Origin of the sequence: Pontiella sulfatireligans, from assembly GCF_900890705.1 — a bacterium.
Taxonomy (GTDB): domain Bacteria; phylum Verrucomicrobiota; class Kiritimatiellia; order Kiritimatiellales; family Pontiellaceae; genus Pontiella; species Pontiella sulfatireligans.
In genome coordinates, this window is record NZ_CAAHFH010000002.1 from 1,705,811 (window position 1) to 1,727,415 (window position 21,605).

14 protein-coding genes are annotated in these 21,605 nt (G+C 56.1%); 5 read left to right on the plus strand and 9 right to left on the minus strand.

Annotated elements, in window-relative coordinates; translation table 11 throughout:
* Window positions 1–5: 5 nt before the first annotated feature.
* The 4 genes from ppnP to SCARR_RS20120 form a co-directional block, all read right to left on the minus strand.
* On the minus strand, window positions 6–323 hold the full coding sequence (gene ppnP / locus SCARR_RS20105; RefSeq protein ID WP_136063436.1) for a pyrimidine/purine nucleoside phosphorylase: 318 nt from the start codon (window positions 321–323) through the stop codon (window positions 6–8).
* An 81-nt stretch (window positions 324–404) separates the two neighbouring features.
* Entirely contained in the window at window positions 405–872 is a 468-nt protein-coding gene (locus SCARR_RS20110; protein WP_136063437.1) for a GNAT family N-acetyltransferase, read from the minus strand.
* A gap of 113 nt (window positions 873–985) precedes the next feature.
* Window positions 986–2,512: a tetratricopeptide repeat protein gene (locus SCARR_RS20115; protein WP_168433470.1), complete on the minus strand. Its 1,527-nt coding sequence runs from the start codon at window positions 2,510–2,512 to the stop codon at window positions 986–988.
* Between the two features lie 333 nt (window positions 2,513–2,845).
* Window positions 2,846–3,736, minus strand: a complete 891-nt coding sequence (locus SCARR_RS20120) for a thymidylate synthase (protein WP_136063439.1) — start codon at window positions 3,734–3,736, stop codon at window positions 2,846–2,848.
* Between the two features lie 188 nt (window positions 3,737–3,924).
* Between SCARR_RS20120 and SCARR_RS20125 the strand changes: the two genes are divergently transcribed.
* Entirely contained in the window at window positions 3,925–5,055 is a 1,131-nt protein-coding gene (locus SCARR_RS20125; RefSeq protein ID WP_136063440.1) for a uroporphyrinogen decarboxylase family protein, read from the plus strand.
* Window positions 5,056–5,306: 251 nt separating this feature from the next.
* Here the strand turns inward: SCARR_RS20125 and acnB are convergent, their stop codons facing one another.
* The 4 genes from acnB to SCARR_RS20145 all read right to left on the minus strand — a co-directional run bounded on the left by acnB (window position 5,307) and on the right by SCARR_RS20145 (window position 10,725).
* Window positions 5,307–7,865 carry a bifunctional aconitate hydratase 2/2-methylisocitrate dehydratase gene (gene acnB / locus SCARR_RS20130; protein WP_136063441.1) on the minus strand — a complete coding sequence of 853 codons (2,559 nt, stop codon included), beginning with the start codon at window positions 7,863–7,865 and terminating at the stop codon, window positions 5,307–5,309.
* A gap of 135 nt (window positions 7,866–8,000) precedes the next feature.
* Window positions 8,001–9,086, minus strand: a complete 1,086-nt coding sequence (locus tag SCARR_RS20135; protein ID WP_136063442.1) for a hypothetical protein — start codon at window positions 9,084–9,086, stop codon at window positions 8,001–8,003.
* Between the two features lie 95 nt (window positions 9,087–9,181).
* The gene (gene def / locus SCARR_RS20140) at window positions 9,182–9,733 is read right to left on the minus strand and encodes a peptide deformylase (RefSeq protein WP_136063443.1); all 552 of its coding nucleotides are present in this window, start codon (window positions 9,731–9,733) and stop codon (window positions 9,182–9,184) included.
* Between the two features lie 200 nt (window positions 9,734–9,933).
* The gene (locus tag SCARR_RS20145) at window positions 9,934–10,725 is read right to left on the minus strand and encodes a response regulator transcription factor (protein WP_136063444.1); all 792 of its coding nucleotides are present in this window, start codon (window positions 10,723–10,725) and stop codon (window positions 9,934–9,936) included.
* 180 nt (window positions 10,726–10,905) lie between these two features.
* Here SCARR_RS20145 and SCARR_RS20150 point away from each other — a divergent pair, with 180 nt between their 5' ends.
* Genes SCARR_RS20150 through SCARR_RS20160 form a run of 3 tightly spaced genes read left to right on the plus strand, consistent with a single transcriptional unit; the run spans window position 10,906 to window position 17,666 of the window.
* Window positions 10,906–13,548 carry an InlB B-repeat-containing protein gene (locus SCARR_RS20150; RefSeq protein ID WP_136063445.1) on the plus strand — a complete coding sequence of 881 codons (2,643 nt, stop codon included), beginning with the start codon at window positions 10,906–10,908 and terminating at the stop codon, window positions 13,546–13,548.
* A gap of 51 nt (window positions 13,549–13,599) precedes the next feature.
* On the plus strand, window positions 13,600–16,956 hold the full coding sequence (locus tag SCARR_RS20155; protein ID WP_136063446.1) for a DUF1566 domain-containing protein: 3,357 nt from the start codon (window positions 13,600–13,602) through the stop codon (window positions 16,954–16,956).
* A gap of 14 nt (window positions 16,957–16,970) precedes the next feature.
* Window positions 16,971–17,666, plus strand: a complete 696-nt coding sequence (locus SCARR_RS20160; RefSeq protein WP_136063447.1) for an InlB B-repeat-containing protein — start codon at window positions 16,971–16,973, stop codon at window positions 17,664–17,666.
* Between the two features lie 63 nt (window positions 17,667–17,729).
* Here SCARR_RS20160 and SCARR_RS20165 read toward each other — a convergent pair whose 3' ends face one another.
* Window positions 17,730–18,464 (minus strand): response regulator transcription factor, encoded by a 735-nt coding sequence (locus SCARR_RS20165; RefSeq protein ID WP_168433471.1) that lies wholly within the window; start codon window positions 18,462–18,464, stop codon window positions 17,730–17,732.
* A gap of 231 nt (window positions 18,465–18,695) precedes the next feature.
* Here SCARR_RS20165 and SCARR_RS20170 point away from each other — a divergent pair, with 231 nt between their 5' ends.
* A complete protein-coding gene (locus SCARR_RS20170; RefSeq protein WP_136063449.1) occupies window positions 18,696–21,536 on the plus strand; it encodes an InlB B-repeat-containing protein in 2,841 nt (946 codons plus the stop codon).
* Window positions 21,537–21,605 lie beyond the last annotated feature (69 nt).

A 21,605-nucleotide genomic window follows, 5' to 3' on the forward strand; every position in this document is an offset into this window, starting at 1 on the left:
AAGCCCTACCCTTCAATATAGGAGCAGCAATAGTCGGCAAAATCTTTGCCCACGAGGTCGAACTTGGAGTGGGCCGGCACGTCGAACGATTCGCCCGCCTTAACGGTTATCCAGTGGGTGGAGCCTGGCAGCAGCACGTCCATCTCGCCGCCAATGACTTCCATCAGTTCAGCGAGGCCCGTATTGAACGAATATTCGCCCGCCAGCATCATACCCAGCGTCTTCTTTGCTCCATCCTCGAACACCACCGTCCGGCTCGTCACCTTGCCGTCAAAATATACGTTCGCCTCGCGAACCACCGTCACATTATTAAATTCAGACATGGGCATCTCCTTGAGTTGAAAAGCAAAAGTTTCGCGGCTAACGGCGGACGGGTCAAGCTACTTTGCATGGCGGCGGAATGCTTAATCCAGCGCCTTTCTAAAAATAAAAGCCGCCGCCCGGTCCTCGTAATACTCCGGCCGGACTTCGGTATCCACATAGCCCAGGCTTTCATAAAGCCGGATGGCTGGAATGTTGTCCATGCGCACCTCCAGCTTCATCCGCGTGCAGCCGCGCGCCCTCGCCTTCCGCTCAGCCGTGGCCAACAGTTTGCGGCCAATTCCTTGCCCGCGGAACTCTGGAACAACCGCCAGCGAATAAATCCGCGCCACCGCGGCATTGCTCCGAAACAGCATCACCATTGCGCCGACAAGCTCCCCCTCGCGGAAGACCCCCGTGCACATAACGCTTGGGGAGGTCAGCAAATAGCGCATATTGCGCCGGTTCGTGCGGTCGATGTCGAAGCACGCCGCCTCCAGCGCCAGCAGCGCATCGGTCATTTTCAAACCGACGCGCCGGATCACCACATTAGAACGTTGAGTAGAGGTCATGGATTCCTGAAGTTTAAGGCTGTATAGCGCCAACCTGCACGGCTGTATACATATAATAGATGTGCAATTTTTCCAACCTTTGGAAGCCGATGAAAAGCGGCCAAACAAAGGGATCAACGACGGCGGTCTGCTTGCTTTGATTTTGCAATGGCTGAATCCCGCTCTTTTTTTTGCCACCGAATGCGGCGGGCCTTGAGCTCCTCAAGATAGAGCGCCTTGCACCGGGCCTTTTCCGGCAGGTCGATTCCTTTCCGGCTCAGCTGCTCATACCAGTCCCACGCCCGGATATAGTCGGAAGTGATGCCGCCGGTTTTCCGGTCTTCTGAATCTGCATCCCGAACGAAGTAGCGTTTTCCGTAAAAGTACATTTCGGCCAGTTCCTTCATTGCGCCGGCGTGGCCTTGTTCCGCCGCGAGCCAGTAGCGCGGGTAAACAAGCTGTGTTTTCTTGTTCAACGGCATAACCGTTCCGTCGGGGCCGGGCGCATTGCTTTCGGCAATCTGTTTGCCTTCCTTATAAAGCTCTTCCGGTGAAAGGTCGGCGGACCGCCGGCCAAGCACTCGCAGGGATGCTTGCTCCCCAGCCGCCTGCCGGATCCCGGCCTTCGCCGCCTTTTCATACCCCTCTTTCGCAAGCTCAAGATCAACGTGGGTGCCCTTTCCGCCGACATACATGCGGGCCAAAGGAGCATAGGCTTCGGGGATGCCCGCCTTTGCGGCTTCGTTAAAGCACCAGAACGCTTTTTTGGTATGGGCCGGTCCGCCGCGGCCGTTCAGGCACATTGCCCCCAGCTTAACCATGGCGTCCTTTGAGCCGTCTTCGGCGGCCGCTTCGTACCAGCGCCGGGCGCTGGCGGGGTCATAGGACGGGCCGAGAATATCGTTTTGTTCGTCGGCCAGCCTGAGCATGGCCCATATGTTTTCCTGCTCGGCCGCCTGTAGAATCCATTCATCAGAGGCGGTTTCGGGATACGGTTTCCCCGCTTCATATTCCTTCTTCCTTTCTCGGCGCTGGGCGGCCTCTTCTAGCGGAGAAAGCGCAACGGCTTCGGACGCCGCCTTTAATGCCGGGACAAATTGGAGGTTGCGCGCATAGGCCGCCGCCAGCAGATCGAAGGCCACCGGATCACGAGGGCTTTTCTGAACAAGAACAGTGGCGTAGCGGATGGCCTTCGGTCCGTCATGAAAATCCGGGTCCGGGGAGGAGGCATATATGCGGGCAAGCGCCGCGCATGCTTTTATGGAGTTGTTCGTAACGCCTTTTTCATACCACTCGATCGCCTGAACAAGGTCTGGGGGCACTTTGGACCCACCGGTTTCGTGCAGGACGCCGATCTCATAAAGCGGCGCGGTGTTTCCTGCGTCAACGGCCTTGGTGTACCAACCCAGCGCCGTCTTCGGGCTGGGGGTTGTTCCGGTCCCCGTCTGATAGCAATAGCCGAGCCGCACCATGGAATCGACGTGTCCCAACCTGGCGGCTTTGTTAAGCAGGCCAAGCGAGGCTTCGGGGTCAATCTTATAGACGGTCATTCCCCGGTCATAGAGCGACTGCGCCGACTCCTTGTTTTTCGGAGCCGCCGTTGCGGATGCCATCACAACCGCGGCCAGGCTCGCGGCGATTAAATGCTTCTTGTTGTTCATACGCATACTCAACAGGACGATTTAGACGCTGAGATCCGGACAAAATAAAGCAGTTGTCAGGCCAATATGAATGCCTTGCGCTAAATGATGTTCAAATCTGCGGCACAACCACCTACGGGTCTACGGAAGCACACATCGTAGGTCTTGATTTTCTGGAACACGGCCGGCCTAGCCAAACAAAAAAATCAGGAGCTGCTTTCGAATAAGGACGATGCAAAGGAATGATTCATCATTTTTGTGGACGCGACGACCTCGTTGCGTGGCGGGCGACAGAAAAAAAGCGACGGGGACGTCGCTTCTACGAAACTGAAGATGGCATCGGCAACGCTGCTCCTAATGCTCGTTGTCGTAGATCTTGATTTTATGAATCACGGCTTCTTCTGCCTCGTCGTAGATTTCGCGGATCATCTCGTCGGAAAACTCGTAGACGCGGTCTTCAAAATCGGTGATGCCAATGCGGTCGATCAGACGCTCCTTGGCGGCGTTGATGTCCTTGCCGTAGATGTGGAAGGAGTCGGCCTGCCAGTTCATGCGACCGAGCTTGACCGTCTTGCCGGTCTTTTCCGCCACGGCGTCGGCAATGACTTCTTTGGAGAACATCACGAAACCAAACATGTTCATGAAGTTGGCGCCCCACGCATCGTTGCTGCGGAAACGGATGTTGGTGTTCAGCCACCAGACGCCGTCGTCGTCTTCGAGAATGCGATACCAAACCGACTGGAGGCACGGCGGGTCGTAGCAGTCGAGATCGAGGTTCGGCATCCAGGTGATGGCCTGCGCTTGCCGCGTGAACGGCTGTTCGGAGAGCTTGTCGATGATCTGCTCCAGCTGCTTCACCTTGAACGGCCCCGCTTCGACCGATTCGCCATCCTGCAGCTCCTTCCAAACGCCGTAGTCCGCCAAGCGGCCGTGATAGGTGTATTCCCAGCGCGTGTCGGCCGGATCGTTGATGTTCTTCACCCAATGGTCCTTGAAGCCCTTCAGCTCCATCACATATTCCTTCAGGTCCTCAATGCCGCCCGGGAACGCCTTGTGAATCATCGGTTCCGCCATTGGATCGAGCACGGTCAGATTCAGCGTACAGTCCATGCTCAGCGGGTCGCCCGGCTTGTCGTACTGCGTCTTGAACCGCGTCCCTTTTTCATAGAGCGCCGTCAGCGCCTTTTCATAAGCCGCCGCCAGCGACTCTTCCTCAACACAGATTACCGGGATGTTCTTGGGCATATCGTCTCCTTAGGTTGAAACCAACCATTCTACATACGCCTTTTCATATTTCCAGATGAAAACCCAGGCAGTGGCTGCGGATTCACCCCTGAAATGGATTTCTTCGAAATAGATAGAAATACCTGTCATTTATACCTGCCGCTTTGCTATTCCGTTTTCTCCTCTAAATCAGAAAGGGCAACCCGAGAATGAATTCAAAAGAGCGCGTACTCACAGCCATATCGCACACCGAACCGGATCGGGTGCCGATTGATTTCGGCGCCACCATGGAAACAACGATTCATGCCAGGGCCTATCAGTCGCTCAGAAAAAACCTGGGGCTGTGCAAAGGCAAGCCGCTCATCGAGATGCTTAAGACCGCCGGCTTCGTCCGGCCCGACGAGGAAGTGCAGCGGCATCTCCATGTAGATGTTCGTGGAGTGTTCCCAAACCGAAGCTACACCACCGGCCAGGAGGAACGGTTGGCCGACGAGTTCGGCATCGGCTGGAGACTGCCGGACGAGGGCGGTCTCTATTACGATATATGCAGCTACCCGATGGCTGAAATGGAACTGGACGACATTGAACAATACCCGTTTCCAGATCCGCGCAGCCACACGCTGTTCGAAAACATCGACGCCATGCTGTCCGGGATATGCGGGGAGGAGTTCCCCGTTGTTTTCGACAACTGCTTCGGCAACGGGATCTTCCAGACCTGCAACCAGCTGATGGGCTACGATAATTTTCTCGCTGCCATGGCGCTGTCGGAGCCGAAAGCAGATTACCTGATGGACAGGATACTCGAACTCAAGATGCAGTTCTGGGACGAGGTGCTCACCCGCTATGGCGACCGGATTGATATCGTTAAGGAGCTTGATGACATGGGGTCACAAATCAACCTGCTCATTTCGCCGGAGATGTACCGGCAGCTCATCAAGCCCAGGCTGAAAAAGCTGGTCGATTTCATCAAGACGAAAGCCCCGCATGTGAGGATGATGATGCATTCCTGCGGGAGCGTACGGAAGATTATCCCGGACCTGATCGACTGCGGGGTCGAAATTCTCAATCCGGTTCAATACACGGCAGCGGACATGGATCCTGCGGCGCTGAAAACAGAGTTCGGAAACGACCTAACCTTCTGGGGCGGCGGCATCGACACCCAGAAGGTGCTTCCAGCCGGAACGGCTCAGGAAGTGAAAGACGAGGTTAAGCGGATGCTCGACATTTTCATGCCGGGCGGCGGATATGTTTTTGCACCGGTCCATGCCATCCAGGCCGATGTTCCGGTCGAGAACATGCTGGCCATGTGGGAAACGGTGCAGGAGCACGGCCGCTATTAGCACCCCGCCCCATCAGACCGCTAAGCAAATCGAAAAACTGGAACCATATCCGTTGCATGCCTGAATCGTAGACGATGCTTCCAGCTTCGTTGCGCCCGAGCAGTCCGGCGGGCAGAATACGTACCGCAGGCGGCTCGCCTGCTCCACGCACGGGCTCTTCCTGAACAACGTGGCAAGATGTCGCGTCTACATTGAAAAAGACGGCCCGGCTTGGACCGCCTCTTCACACATCACGTTTCACTCGTCACTCGCTACACCGAAAACTCCGTCATCTGATGGAAGTTTAGATATTTGTAGATGTCCGCTTCTTTTCCTTTCAGCTTCGGAGCAACAATTGCAACGTATTCTGCGGGTGACGGAAGCTCGCCTTTCAGCGCCACCACCGCAGCGAGCTCGGCTGAGCCCAGATAGACCTGAGCGCCGGTTCCCATGCGGTTGTTAAAGTTGCGCGTCGAAGTCGAGAACACGACCGCGTTATCCTTCACCCGCGCCTGGTTGCCCATACAGAGCGAACAGCCCGGAATCTCGATTCGGGCACCGGCCGCGCTAAACTTGGAATAATAGCCCTCCTTCGTCAGCTGGGCCTGATCCATCTTGGTCGGCGGACAGATCCACAGTTTCACATTGGCAAATCCCTCGCCGTCGAGGACTTCACCAGCGGCGCGGAAATGGCCGATATTGGTCATGCAGCTGCCGATGAATACATCGTCCACCTTCCCACCCTGCACGTCGGAAAGCTTCTTCACATCGTCCGGATCGTTCGGACAGCAGAGAATCGGCTCTTTAACATCGGCCAAATCAATCTCGATGATTGCGGCATATTCTGCATTTTCATCGGCACTCATCAGTTCGCCGTTTTCGATCCAGTCTTTTACGCTTTCGATGCGACGCTGCAATGTTTCGGCATCGCCGTAGCCGCCCTTGATCATCTCTTCCATCAGGGTGACGTTGGAGTTGAGATATTCAACAGTAGATTCGCGGCCAAGCTTGATGGACGCGGCCGCCGCGGAACGCTCGGCAGCGGCATCGGTCAGCTCGAACGCCTGCTCGACCTTCAGATCCGGCAACCCTTCCATCTCAAGGATGCGACCGGCGAAGATGTTTTTCTTGTTTTTCTTTTCAACCGTCAGCAGTCCTTCTTGAATGGCCTGATACGGAATCGCATTCACGATATCACGCAGGGTAACACCCGGCTGCAGCTCGCCTTTAAAACGAACCAGAACGGATTCGGGCATATCGAGCGGCATCACGCCGAGCGCCGCGGCGAATGCAACCAGCCCGGATCCGGCCGGAAAGGAGATCCCCATCGGAAAGCGCGTATGCGAATCGCCGCCGGTGCCGACGGTATCGGGAATCAGCAGGCGGTTGAGCCAGGAGTGGATCACGCCGTCTCCCGGACGAAGCGACACGCCTTTGCGGTTCATGATGTAGTCCGGAAGCGTGGCGTGCGTTGTCACATCGGCCGGCTTCGGATAGGCGGCGGTGTGGCAGAAGGACTGCATCACCAAATCCGCGTTAAACTTCAGGCAGGCGAGCTCTGTGATTTCGCCGCGCGTCATCGGCCCGGTGGTATCCTGCGAACCGACGGTCGTCATTTTCGGCAGACAGGAGGTGCCCGGCAGGATTCCATCCACGCCACAGGCTTTGCCCACCATCTTTTGCGCGAGTGTATAGCCTTGTCCCTCATGGAGTTCCGGATGGTTCGGCACCACGAAGATGCCAGACTCGTCAAGGGAGCTCATCCCCAGCGTAGCACGCGCCCGTTCGGTCAGCTGTTTGCCGATGATCAGCGGCACGCGTCCGCCGGCACGGTATTCGTCAAGAATCGTGTCGGGCTTTACCGGGTAACTGGTGATTTCGTTGCCGTCCGCATCTGTAATCAGCCCTTTGGCTGGATAGACTTTGATGACGGTACCGGTGGTGAGTTTCGAAACATCGGTCTGAATCGGCAATGATCCTGAATCCTCGGCCGTATTAAAGAAGATCGGAGCAATCGTGTCTCCAATCACCACGCCGCCGCGACGTTTGTTCGGGATGCACGGAATGTCTTCTCCAATATGCCACAACAATGAGTTGATGGCCGACTTGCGGGAAGATCCGGTGCCCACCACATCGCCCACAAAAGTGACCGGCAGATTGGTTTTCTCTTTCAGATCGGAAATTTCCTGAGGGCCGTTCGGGAACAGCGATCCGCCCATGCAGTTGGCGTGCATCGGAATATCCGCACGGGTAAAGGCAAAGGAGGCCGGAGAAAAGTCATCAGTATTGATTTCGCCGTCCACTTTGTAGACTACGGTTTCAATTACTTCAGCGGTTTCGGGCTGCGATGTAAACCACTCGCCGTTCGCCCACGAAACCAGGATATCCTTCGCAATCTCATTGCCCTTGTCGATCAGCGCCTGAACATCTTCATAGCGGTTTACAGACAGCACCATGTTTTTCAGCGCCGTCGCCGCGGTTTCAGCAAGTTCGCCCTGCTCGTCCACCAAACGGATCAGCCCGTCCAAGTTGTATCCGCCAACCATCGTTCCGAGCAGTTCAACCGCACGGTGCGGCGTGATCAGCGGCGATGACTCTTCGCCATGCGCAACCTTGAACAAAAATTCAGCTTTCACCTGTGCCGCCGGATCAACGCCGGGATTCACGCGGTCTGTAATCAACGCAACCAGCTCGTCCTCTTTACCGGCCGGCGGATTCTTCAAAAGCTCAATCACCTCTGAAGTTTGCTCTTTAGTCAATGGAAGCGGCGGAATGCCTTCCTTTGCACGCTCTTCCGCATGCGAATAATACTCATTAAAGAATTCACTCATAATATGATCGTCCTTTTGTTAAATCCGAGAAATGTGGGCAAACCTAATATTTGCACCACGGGGTGTCAATCTCCGCCGTAGGATGCGGTTCTAGCCGCGTCCAGTGTCCGCGGAGGATCGAAGCAGAGCTTCAACCTACAATGCAAAATCCTCTCCGCGACCGCAGCAGTATTCAATAATGCTGGAAATCGAATCGGCAGAGACGCCGCGCCAGAAGATCTGCCACTTGCCGGCCTGGTGGTGGCCGTCGGCCTGCTTGTCGTACCACGAGTTGAAAGGATTCGACACATTGGAACGCCAGAAGATCGCTTCGTGGCCGTGGCAAACCTCGCGCCACAGCTCCAGCGACAGCCCCTCGCCCCGCGCTTCGCGCCCGACGGCAAACTTGGAGAGGTAGAGCCCGGCGGGATGCTCTTCGAGCAGCACCGCGCCTCGGTAACCGGCCTCAATGTAGAAATGCGCCACGTTGTCGAGAAACGCTTCATTATTGAGCTTTTTGCCGAAGCTCGATTCCAGCAGGCCGAGCAGCCGATCGCTATCGACGTTTTCCAAGGCGTGGAAATATTGGATGGCGCTCCCCTTCCGGAACAGCGTGCCCGCGCCTTTGACGGTAAATATTTCCCGTAGCAGATTGATCGGCGAAGTGATGGAAAGATGGACGCCCGGACGCTCTTCGAGCAGCTTTTTTCCAAGGGCTGGAAAATCGTATTCCAGCGTTTCCAAAGGCTGGAAGTTTTCCTTGTGGGTATAGACATAGGGGAGCAGGTCGCCCGCGGCGCTCTTCAGCCCGCCGGCGGCGCGGATAAAATGAATCCGTTTGGCCACATCGGGAAGAAGGGCCAGCAAGGCGTCTTCCAGCGTAAAGTGTTCGGCCACCAGCACGGGCACCTTTTCGGCCTCGCGCGATTCCCGAATAAAAATCTCCGGCGAACCGGTTTCCAAAGGTTGAAAGCGAAGAATCGATTCGGCCAGCAACGCTTCCTGCATCTTCGCCGCCTCCGCACCGCAAAGCAAAATGGCCGGAACCAGCTCCAATCTCAGAAGAAAGTGCAGATCAAAGGCCAGCATCTCCGCACCGGTCTCGATGCTTCCAAGGTCTGGACACAGCAAAGCAAAGCAAGCGGCGTGGTCGGCGTGGAGCTTGTCGAGATAGAACTCATACTCGTCCCGCCGGCCAATGCTGTCGAGAAACAACCGTATCGTTTTGTTCAACATGATCATTGTTTCGATTAGCCTCGAAACCGTTAGAAAGTTCAAGGGTTAAACGGTTCAAAAGCTATTCTCTGAAACCATTTAACCCGGCCGCTTTTTAACCGCTACAGCGCCTTCTTGGTCTCTTTCACCAAGCGCTTGAGCTTGCCGGAGAGGGCGACCTTTTTCACGTGCGACATGCGGTCGACGAGCAGAATGCCGTTGAGGTGGTCAAGCTCGTGCTGAATAGCGCGGGCAAGCAGGCCTTTGGCGTGGATCGTCTTCGGAAAGCCGTCGAGGTCGATGTATTGCGCATCGACTTCATACCACCGCTCCACATTGGCGAAGATATCCGGGAAGCTCAAGCAGCCCTCAGGGCCAATCTGAACGTCGTCGGTATGGCCGGTGATTTTCGGATTGATGAAGACCAGCGGCATATCGACCGCTGGGTTTTCGCGCACCCCGTCATCGCCGACATCGCTGTCGACGGGAATATCAACGATGAACATGCGCTCGGTGCGGCCCACCTGTTCGGCGGCCAGGCCAACACCGCCCTCGACATGCATCGTCTCCAACATTTCCTTCGCCAGCTCATGGATTTCCGCCGTGACCGTAGTCACTTCTACTGCCTTCTGGCGAAGCACCGGGTTTCCGTATGTACAAATAGATAAACTCATAGGCAAAAGGTTTTCGTGAAGTTGGGCTGGATTGTCAATCTCCAATAGGGTTGAAGGAGCCTCGTTAGGCTGACGGGGTCTGACTGTTGATAAAGCTCGGAGACAGAATAATCCACCGATCCTAACGACTGGCTTGTTTTACAAAAGCCTCCAATCATGGCGTGCATCTGAAGCTAGGGTTTCTCAACAAGCTGGCCACGTCAGGCTGGCGGGGTTTCTTTTTGCCGGAAATGGCGGATCAGGGCGAGCTGGCTTTTTACGCCGAAATGCCGGTAGATGTCGCGGATGTAGCCCTTGACCGTATGCGGGCTAAGGTGAAGCAGATCGGCGATCTGATTGCAGAGATAGCCCTCGAGCAGCAACGTGAGCACAGAGCGCAGGCGCGGCGTCAACCTTTCCGTGTCGGCTCCCCGTTGGGTCGGCGCGCCGCCGTAGAGCCAGCCGATTTCGGTGGTTACCGTTTCAACAATCAGTCGCTCACGTTCGGAAAACGGCGGACGATCCGTATGCCGGAAAAACCCAATTCCGCTAAATCCCTGCTCAGCCTGCGGATTGATGGCATACATGCACTCGTCAATGCCGTGTTGCAGAAAATAGGTTTGGGTATTGGCATTGCTGTACCAGACTTCATCGCCAACGAGTTGCTGTCGGGTGCGGACAAAGTGCTTCCCCTCGGCGACGAGAGCGGCGAGCGACGGGTCGCAGGGCGAAGGCGATTTGGTATCGGAGGGCGAGTCCAGCAGAGCCGCGACCTGGTGGTCGGTCAATCCACCAAAGAGCATATCCATTTGCATGGGGGTTTTGCGGCGAGGATCAATACGGCCAATCGTCCACAACCATCCATCGGCTTCAATCAATCCCGCCAGTCCGGAGATAAACCCCCGGCGCTTGTCGTTGAGCGAACCGGACTTTATGGCCAGATTGCCCAGCAACCGGGCGACGGAGGCCAAATCGTCTTTTCCAATCGATTTATTGCTCTTTTTCAACGGCATCAAGCCCTCCTGGTTTCAACCCATTTTCACAATTAAAATTAATATATCAAAATAAAAACAATATATCAATACCCCTCTATAGAGGGGTTTCATATTTCTACAGTCTTATCCAATATCAAACCGTACGTTCCGTGAATCGATCCGCGCGGGGTACGGGGATCACAACCATAGGGGAATAGAATGAAGAGACAAATGATGATCATCGCGCTAGCCTTGCTAGCGGGATTAGTTCAGGCAGCCGTACTAACCATTACCACGCAACCGGAACCGGTTTATACTGATCCAGGCGACCTTGTAATGTTTTCCGTGCAGGCAACCGCATCCAGCGGCACCCTTAGCTACGCATGGATGAAGGATTCCGCGCCGCTGGCCGACAACGAATATGTGGCCGGCTCAACCCTCGACCGGATCAGTATCAGTCCAGCCCACGCGAGCGATGCCGGAAACTATTCAGTAATTGTTTCGGACTATGCCGCCAGCGTTACGAGCAGCGTAGCTGTTCTGGCTCTCGACCTCCCCCTCCCTTCAATTCTAGCAGAGCCCGCCGACACAACCGTTCCCTCCGGTGGCCATGCCCAGTTTACGCTGACGGCCACCAATGCCGTCTCCTATCAGTGGTATCTCGGCGAAACTGCGATCAGCAATGGGGGGTCCTTCAGTGGAACAACAACCAGCACGTTGCAGATCAATCCTGCACACCAAGCGAACAATGCCGTCTATTCCGTCCGCGTTTCCAACGCCCGTGGAACCGTTGCATCCACGGCCGCCCGCCTGACGGTCACCTCAACTGCAAGCCTGAACGAGGCGCTCGACAACAACAACGTCCTAATCGACCACTCCACCGGCTGGTTCTCCCAGTCTGGAACAACATCCGATGGAACCGATGCCGTACAATCCGCGCATATTGGGTTTAGTTCGGAAACGGAAATGGGCGTCTCACTCGTCGGCCCCGGCGAATATACATTCCAGTGGCTTGTTTCCAGCGAAGCCAGCTACGATCTCATCCACTGGCTCCAAGACAACCAATCTCTCGGATCAATATCGGGCCAGCCCGCGAGCTGGGCACAGGAAGCCGGATTCGTCCCTGACAACGCCCACACGGTCTCTTGGCGCTATACCACTGATTATGCTGAGCCCGTTGGACTTGATGCCGGCTTCGTCGATCAATTCGTATTCACCCCGTACGGGCTCTCCAGCGTGGAAAAAGCCATCGATAATCCGCCCCCCACCCCCTTGGTATTCGGCGGCCCGGCACGTTGGTATGGACAGGACAATACCACTCACGATGGAACCGACGCCGCGCGCTCGCCCAAAACGGGGCACAATGAAACCTCCTGGTTCGAAACCACCGTACAGGGGCCGGGCATGGTGACGTTCTGGAGCAAGACATCCACCGAAAACACCTATGACAACCTGCTCTTTAGCGTCGATGGATCCACGCTCTTCAGTCAAAGTGGCTCATCAGGATGGATGGCCACCACCAACTGGATCGACTGGGGCACACATACCTTGCGCTGGGCCTATGCAAAGGATTATGCAAAGGACATTGGAGATGATGCCGTCTGGGTTGACCAGATCAGCTACACCCCTGTGGAACGGTCTTCGCTCGCCGAGGCCGCCGACGACGCGGGACTGGACTGGACAACCAGCGGCACCAATCCGTGGTTTGGGCAGGGTCGTTTCACCGACGATGGAACCGATGCCCTTCAATCCGGCGTGACGGAACACAACGGCGAATCATGGATCAAAACGGCCGTGACCGGCCCAGGCACCCTCTCCTTCCGCTGGAGAACCTCAAGCGAAAACAATTATGACCGCCTTCGGTTCTATGTGAATGGCGATCAGCAAGGAACCATCAGCGGGGAAAACGGTTGGACTACCGTATCGCTGGATCTAACCAACTCCATTCTCCATGAGCTGGAGTGGAAATATTCCAAAGACTATGAGCGTAGCGATGGACAAGATGCTGGATTTGTTGACCAGGTCGTATTTGCACCTCAGCGGGATCCTGTCACGTTATCGGTTGCGTCGGCGCTTGGATCGCCGAGCCCGGCGGTCGGCATTTACACCAACGACTACAACACACCCCTCACCTGCTCTGTTGCACATGTTCAAGCCGGCCAAACCCAATACGAGTGCACCGGCTGGACGGGGAGCGGTTCTATTCCGGCCTCAGGAACCTCCAACGCCGTTGAAGCGACGCTGACCGAAAACTCCTCCATCACCTGGAACTGGCAGACCAACTACTGGCTGGACGTCAACATAACGGGCAGCGGCTCAGTCAGCCATTCCGATGGATGGTATGCGATGGATTCCGAACAGACTTTAATCGCGACTCCGGCGGAAGGCTGGTTGTTTATGGGCTGGAGCGGTGATGCTTCCGGCACGAACAATGCAGTCCTGACCATGAACACGGCGAAGACCATTATGGCTAACTTCTCTGATGATGCTGATAACGATGGCCTCACCAATACCGAGGAAGCAGCCGCCGGCTCCAATCCCTGGAAAAAAGATACGGATGACGACGGATTCGACGATGCCTTCGAAGTCGCGAAAGGGTGGAACCCAACCGTCGACGATAGCGATGTTGCCGATTATATCGGCGCCAACGGCGACGACTTCGGGCTCTATCCGTCCAATGTCGTTCTCGACGTAGCCGTCGGGCAGATGCTGCTCGAAACCGACAGCGGAAACGCCACGCTCAGCCTCCAGCTCGAAGAGTCCGACGACCTCGACACCTGGACGAACGCCGGCCCGGCGGAAGTCTGGAGCTGGCCGGTCGACGGCGAAAAGAAATATTTCCGCGTCCGCTCTTCTAAGTAGTTCCAACCTGAACAAGAGCCGGCACAACATGCCGGATTCAAAGGAGCAAACATGAAAACAAAAACGCACATACTGGCCGCACTGCTGCTAGCGGCAATGGGATGCGCCGTCCAAGCAGCGGACACAACCTTGCTGAGCGACGATTTCAACGACGGGACTCTTGATCCCGCAAAGTGGACCATCATCAAGGCAACCGGCTCCGGAAGCGGCTTTGATGAATCTTCCGCCGGCAACTCCCTGACCGAATCGGGCGGATCAATGAATATTACGCAAGCCGCCAGCGATGCCGGCGGGGCATACAAAACAGCGTTGCTTTCAGTTAACGATCTTGGGCAGATCGTCGTTGAGCGTCGAACCAAGGTTCATTATGCCGCTACTAATGTAACGATGGCCGAAGGGCTGGTGACTGAAGCCGGGGGCGGCCTGCTAAGCTGGGGCTATTTCAATTACAGCAGCGGAAGCCTTTACGGTTTTGGCGGCCGTTATGACACACGGGTTGCCGGAGTGTGGGACGCATGGTTCGATGAAACCATCACGTATGATCCAACGACGGGGCAGGGTTCCTACTCCCTCAACGGAGAGGCTCCCGTGGCCATTACAGGTGCCGTCATGCCGGCCGGCACCACCAATGTCTACCTCCGCGGCGGAGCGTATGGATGGAACACCAGCCACACGAAACAGTTTGACAGCTTTCAGGTTTCGCAGGCTGGGCTGGCCTCGAACGAAGTCATTCTGGCCGTTCAGTCCGATCAAGGCGCTCCTGTCCCCGCGCTTGGAAACAGCGTTCACATCATTGGCTCATCGGTAACCTGCTCGGTGGCCAACGTTGTTGCCGCCGACACCCAGCACCTCTGCACCGGCTGGACCGGCATCGGTTCGGTTCCCGCCTCCGGGACGGCCACCTCCGTTGTATTCACCATAACCGAAGAATCATCCATTACCTGGAACTGGCAGACCGAATACTGGCTGGAAGCCGAAACAAACGGACAGGGACAAGTGGATGGCGGCAACACATGGTTTGCGGAAGGCTCCACTGCAACCCTAGTGGCCACTCCGGATGCCGGCTGGTATTTTGCCGGCTGGAGCGGCGATGCAACCGGTATCGGAGATGCCGCTGTCACCATGGACTCTCCGAAGAGTGTCATGGCCGAATTCATTCTCCAGACCGGCATCACCAATATAACCGTTCAGCAGATTGAAGGCTCCCGAAATGTCCAGGTTTCCTATAATCTGGCGGGTACTAACCAGATGATTGTCGGCTTGGCCATTTATAAGAATGGAACCAACATCAACGCCTCGTCGTTTTCCGGTGATATCGGCATGATCGATGTCGGCACCAACAAGGTGATCACCTGGAACGCTGCGGCGGACTGGAACCTCAACGCGGCCGACCTGACCTTCGTCCTCGAATCGGAAGACGGACTGCCGCTGTACCGCCCGTACGAACCCGGCCTGTGGGCCATTCCGAAAACGCATATTACCACCGACTACTATTCCACCACTGATGGAGAGGACGGCGATGTCCAGGCCGGCATGGAATGGCCCTCGCCGCGCTTCACCGACAACGGCGATGGAACCGTGACCGACAATATGACCGGCCTGCAATGGGGCAAGACCGCCAGCTATACCTCCTGGTACAGTTCAATGAGCGCTTGCGAAAACCTCTCCTTGGGCGGTCACGACGACTGGCGCCTGCCCAATGTCAGGGAACTGCGCTCGATCTTTTCAGACTTCAGCAGACAAAGTCCGGTGGTGGAGCCAGGAATGTTTTCCATTTCCTCCAGCACTTATTTCTGGACCAGCACCCGCTGGGAGTACAGCATGGGTTATGGTTATGCCATCTCATCCGGTTTCGGCTATACCGTTCCCCGCTCCCTCGGAACAACCTATGGCTATCTGCCGGTCCGCAGTTCCTCCACGGGTCCCGTTGAGATTCCAAAGACCGGGCAGAGCAGCTCATGGGATGCCAGCCGCACGACGGAAGACGGCGATCTTCAATTGGGACAGGCCTGGCCAACGCCCCGCTTCACCGACCATGGGGACGGCACGGCCACCGACAACCTGACCGGCCTGATGTGGCACACCGCCTACATCGGCCGTTACAGCTGGGCCTCAGCCCTCACCACCTGCAACAACCTGACCACCGGCGGGCACGGCGATTGGCGTCTGCCCAACATCAACGAACTCGAAACCCTGGTGGACTACGGTGAAAAATATCCCGCTCCCACCTTGCCGGCGGGACATCCCTTCACGGGCTTCCCCATTGGAACCACGACGTACACCTGGTCCAGCTCAACACCATCTGGCACCGGCTACGGCTACGTTATCAACTTTTATGACGGTCACATCGATGCGGTCTCAAAAGGCACCGGCTACTACGTCATGGCCTGCCGCGGCGGAACGGAATATCTTCAGGACTTCGGCTATCCGGCATCCGCTGTTGCGGCGTTGACCCAAACCGGCCAGACCAACAGCTACCATGTCGCCGACGACGGCGATCTCCAAACCGGCACCGAAGAACCCACGCCGCGCTGGACCGAAAATCCGAGCCTGCTGCAGGTTACTGACAACCAAACCGGTCTGACCTGGCTCAAGATGCCCCCGACCCAAACCAAGTACAGCTGGTTTTCCGCGATGAGCTATGCGGAGAGTTATTCGTACGGGGGCTATTCCGACTGGCGCATGCCCAACATTCGGGAACTCGAAAGCCTGGTTGCTTATGGACAAACCGTTCCCGCCCTGCCGGACGGCCACCTGTTCCAGAATATCACGAACGAATATTACTGGAGCAGCACAACCTTCTTCCCCGACAGCAACCGCGCCCATGCGCTTTATATGGGCTATGGAAGAAGAACATCCATCAACAAAAGCGATGCTGGAGCCGCGCTTATGATCCTTGTACGGGGAAGCAGCGGTGTTGTCCCCAAGACCGGCCAAACCTACTCCTTTGTGACCGGCGACGACGGCTACTATGCCGGCGGCAATTGGGGCGCGGCGGTCGCCGACCGCTTCGCCGACCACGGCAACGGGCTCGTGAGCGACAAGCTTACCGGCCTCGCCTGGTTCAAAGATCCCTCCATCGTCGCGCCGGACAAAATGCACTGGGCCGACGCCCTCGATACCTGCGGCGCCATCAACTACGCCGGTTTCAACGATTGGCGCATGCCCAACCAAAAAGAGCTGGAATCGCTCATCGACTGGGGCCGATGGAACGCGGCGCTTCCACCCGGGCACCCGTTCGAAAACATCCATGCGTCGTATGGCATTGGCGACTACTACTGGTCGTCCACCACCTATGCCCACAGCACCGACCGGGCGCAAGCCATTGAATTTGCAACCGGTGATCTCAAGCAGCCCATAAAGACCAATGCCGACAGCTATGTCTGGCCGGTACGCGGCGGAAATTAATCTGGAGAATAATCATGAAGAAACATATACTACTCTCATTCCTCGCAACCGCTCTTGCGGCTTCCGCGGTCCCATTCACAAACATCACTGGCGCGGTCGTCGATACCCGAGACTACAATCTGACGGTCACCGCAGATAACGGCGCAACGGATCCCGCCGCCGGCATCCATACCTATTCGTGGCGTTCCTCCGTACCCTGTGCAGCGGCAGCCGAAACCAATGGATGGCTCTTCACCGGCTGGAGCGGCGACGCCTCGTCAGACCACACACAGACCGATGTCCTCGTTCTGATGGACGCCCTCTCCAAGGCGGTCCTCGCCAACTATTCAGACGACCCTGATGGCGACGGGTTGCATAACACGAATGAATGGGCGGTTGGCGCGAATCCATGGATCAGCGACACCGATGGCGACGGCTTCGACGACCTGCTGGAGTTCGACCATAACTGGAACCCAACCGTGTCGGATCTGTGGGCAGTTGATTATATCGCAGCCAACGGCGGCGCCTTCGGGCTCTATCCGTCCAATGCCGTGCTCGACATTGCTGTTGGGCAGATGCTCATCGAAACCTCCGGCGGAACCGCGACGCTCAGCCTCCAGCTCGAAGAGTCCGGCGACCTCGTAACCTGGAGCAACGCCGGACCGCCGGAAGTCTGGAGCCGGCCGGTCGATGGTGAAAAGCAATTCTTCCGCGTCCGTTCGTCAAAGTAGGATGGAGGGGCAGAGGCCTCTCTGCCTAGGCGCCGAGGCCGGCGCCCCTCCAGCTAAACCCCGTCAAGCCGACGGGGTTTCTTTTTGGCGGAAGTGCCGGATCAGGGCAAGCTGGCTTTTGACGCCGAAGTGGCGGTAGATGTCGCGGATGTAGCCTTTTACCGTGTGCGGGCTCAAATGCAGCAGTTCGGCAATCTGCTTGCAGAGGTTGCCGTCGAGCAACAGGGCGAGAACCGAGCGCAGGCGGGGCGTAAGTTTTTCCGTGTCGGCACCTCGGAGCGCAGGCGTACCGCATTCGTAGAGCCACTTCACTTCGCCAGTTACGGTTTCAACCATTTGGCGCTGGCGTTCGGTAAAAGACGGGCGATCCGCATGGCGGAAAAAGCCGATTCCGCTGAACCCTAGTTCAGACCTCGGTGTAATGGCATACATGCAGTGGTCGATGCCGTGTTCCAGAAAATAGGTTTGGGCATTGGCGTTGTTGTACCAGATGTCGTCATCGACAAGTTGCTGGCGCGTGCGGACAAAGTGCCTCCCTCCGGCCACCAGCGTGGCGAGCGACGGATCGCAGGGCGACGGGCATTTGGTGTCGGAAGGCGAGTCCAGCAGAGCGGCAAGCTGGTGGTCGGTCAACCCGCCGTAGCGTATATCCATTTGCATGGGAGCCTGGCTTTCGGGATCGATGCGCCCAATGGTCCACAGCCATCCATCGGCCTCAACCAGCTCCGCAAGACCACTGATTAGCAGACGGCGTTTGGGGTTGAGCGAATCAGACTGTATGGCAATATCGCCAAGCATCCTGACAACCGCCTTTAACTCTGCTGCTCCAAGCTGTTGTTCTCTAAAGCGCCCCGGCATCTGCGTCTCCTATAATTGAGTCCAATCCAATGATTATACTGACATATAACCACATTTCAATACCCCTCTAAAGTGGGGTTTCGCATTTTTGCGTTTTTATCCACTATCAGGCTATACGTTCAGTGAATCGATCCGTGTGGGGTACGGGGATCACAACAACAGGGGAATAAAATGAAACGATACAGTGTGATCAGCATACTGATAATGCTTGCTGCGCTCGCGCAGGCAACCGTACTAACATTCGATGCCGGCGTAGGGAACTATGAGCTGATGCCGCAGGATTATGGCGACAACGTAACCAGTACAAACATGGGGGCCTACTCCTACGGAGAAGCCGGTGAGGGCTTCACGCCGAATGTCACGGTGGAATATATCGGGGTCGGCGATGGATTGCATTATTGGCATAACAGCTATGGCGACCTGGTCAGTGTGCTGGAAAACGAAGATGACGGCGAGCGCTGGACCATTGTTCATTTTGAAGCTGAAACCGCGCATCAGGTTACCCTGCACGGTCTGGATATTGGGATCTATGGCACGGGAATTATTCCGATTGACAGCATGACCATAACCAACGAAAGCGGAGCTGTTTTGTTTCAGCAGAACAATATGGCGATTGATGGAAGCACGAGTGGCCATACGAATATAAACTTCGGCGCTATAACCGGGCAATCGTTGACGCTAATACTGGATCTTCAAACTGCGGCGGCAACCAGCGATAATGACACGATCGGGCTGGATAATATTATTTTTAGTGAATCATGGGATCCTGCGGTTACCCGATGGGTGGCTCCAGCAGAAGACGGTTTGTCCCGAGTGCGGGTTCAGGGAACGTATCCAGCGGGAGTCGAAGAGGTATTGGTTACATATAACAATACAACACTCTATTCCTCCACCAACAGCCTGTCGTTCGATTTTGAACAAATGGTCGAGCCGGGCGATGAATTGCTGGTTTACGGACTGAGTGCATCCGGCATCGTCCAAGACGCTGAATCTCTTTCGTTCACCACCCTCAAAGAAAACTTGGCTTACACTACGCTGGATGATTGTGATGGAGAATATATGTCTTGGGCATGGGAGGCCGTGCCGGGGGAAATCTGGTCCGGAATTGGGCAGGTAACCGAGTCGCCCACGAATTCGGTGATGACCGGGGGCGACTATATGTACTACCAGAAGGCCTCCTATCGAGATCTGCCCTTCAGCGTTACCACCAACACGCATATGTCGATCCAGTACTTTTCTAAGTTGGGTCCCAAAGTCAGAAGCGACAGCTCAGGAATGAGCGGACTTGCGCTGTCCAACCACTCCTTCACCAATGACGGAGCCCGGTTTTTTGAGTTCAGAATGCGGGGCCATGCCCCCGAAAGTGATTTGGCGGGACTGTTCATGTTTGATGCCGATGGAAGCTCGATTCAAAGTATTCAATCCCCAGACATCAACACCTGGGTTGAATTCCGATTGGACTTTGACTGGAGCTATGTGGATGCTGGCGGGAAATACGGTTTATGCACGGCATTCATGAAACAGCAGGGAGCTTCACGCTGGCAGTTGATCAGTGACTTAAGTCACATTGAGCTTCACGTGGAAGATCCCACGGAAATCACAAAAATCGGAGGCATTGGGCACTGCTCCTGGAGTTCCTATAGTGGCTACTATGGGTTTCAGCCCTTCCTCGATGACATCCGTTATTGTACCGGAGAAAATGCCAATCGCGGTGTCGGGACCAACCTGCTGCTTGACTCCGGTTTCAACGAAGTCGAAACCCGATGGCGCAGAGATGGAGAAGGGCGACTCCATGTTCCGAGCATGCACACCAACAATGAGCCATTTCATAATGGTGTATACCTCGTCTGCAGAAGTTCTTATACCGCCGAGGTCTTTCAGGTCATCAACTTGCTAGACGAAGGATTGACCGCCGAGGATATCGATGCAGGGATCTACCGCGCCTCGTTCGGAGGATGGCAATTTGGCGGTAACGGCTCCTTGGGGAAGATTGAGATCGAATATCTGGATATCAACGAGATCCCCATCAGCACAAACAGTCTGCCTGTTGTGGAAGATACAATTGGATCCTGGATTGAACAGATGGCCACCAACACGATTCCGTCTTTAACACGTTCCATCCGTTACCGCACAGATCTCTCGGGATACGCCCGCTTGGACGATGCCCACCTTTCCGTCCTCGGAATCCCGATGGATGACGTCGCGCTCACCGTTTCCTCCGCTCACGGCTCGCCGACTCCAAGCATTGGAACGGAGTCCAACAGCTGGGGGACCGTCGTCAACTGTTCTGTGACGAATGTGGATGATGGTCAGACCCAATACGAGTGCATCGGCTGGACAGGAACGGGATCGGTTCCAAGCTCTGGAACATCCAACGCGGTTGAGGTCACGATGACCGAAAACTCTTCCATTGTCTGGAACTGGCAAACGAACTACTGGCTGGATGTCAATGTGACCGGCAGCGGTACCGTCAGCCATGTTGACGGATTCTATCCGGCAGACTCTTCCCAAAACCTGACTGCCACGCAGGATGCCGGCTGGCTCTTCATGGGCTGGAGCGGCGATGCTTCCGGAACTAACAGCGCGACGGTTGCCATGAATGCGCCTAAAACCGTCATGGCCACCTTCTCCGACGATGCCGACGACGACGGACTGACCAATACCGAAGAAGCCGCGCTCGGCACCAATCCGTGGGATGCCGATACCGACTCCGACGGTTTCGACGATGCGTTCGAAGTCTCGAAAGGATGGAACCCAACCATCGACGACAGCGATGTTGCCGATTATATCGGCGCCAACGGCGACGAGTTCGGGCTCTATCCCTCCAACGTGGTACTCGACGTGGCGGTCGGACAGATGATCATCGAGACTTCGGGAGGAAGCGCTACCCTGAGCCTCCAACTCGAAGAGTCGGAAGACCTCGTCACCTGGACCAACGCCGGCCCGCCGGAAGTCTGGAGCTGGCCGGTGGACGGCGAGAAGAAATACTTCCGCGTCCGTTCTTCGAAATAAGCATTCATGTGGGGCAGGCTTTCGAGCCTGCCCAATCCTCCGTTGTGCAGGCAGAGATGCCTGCACCAC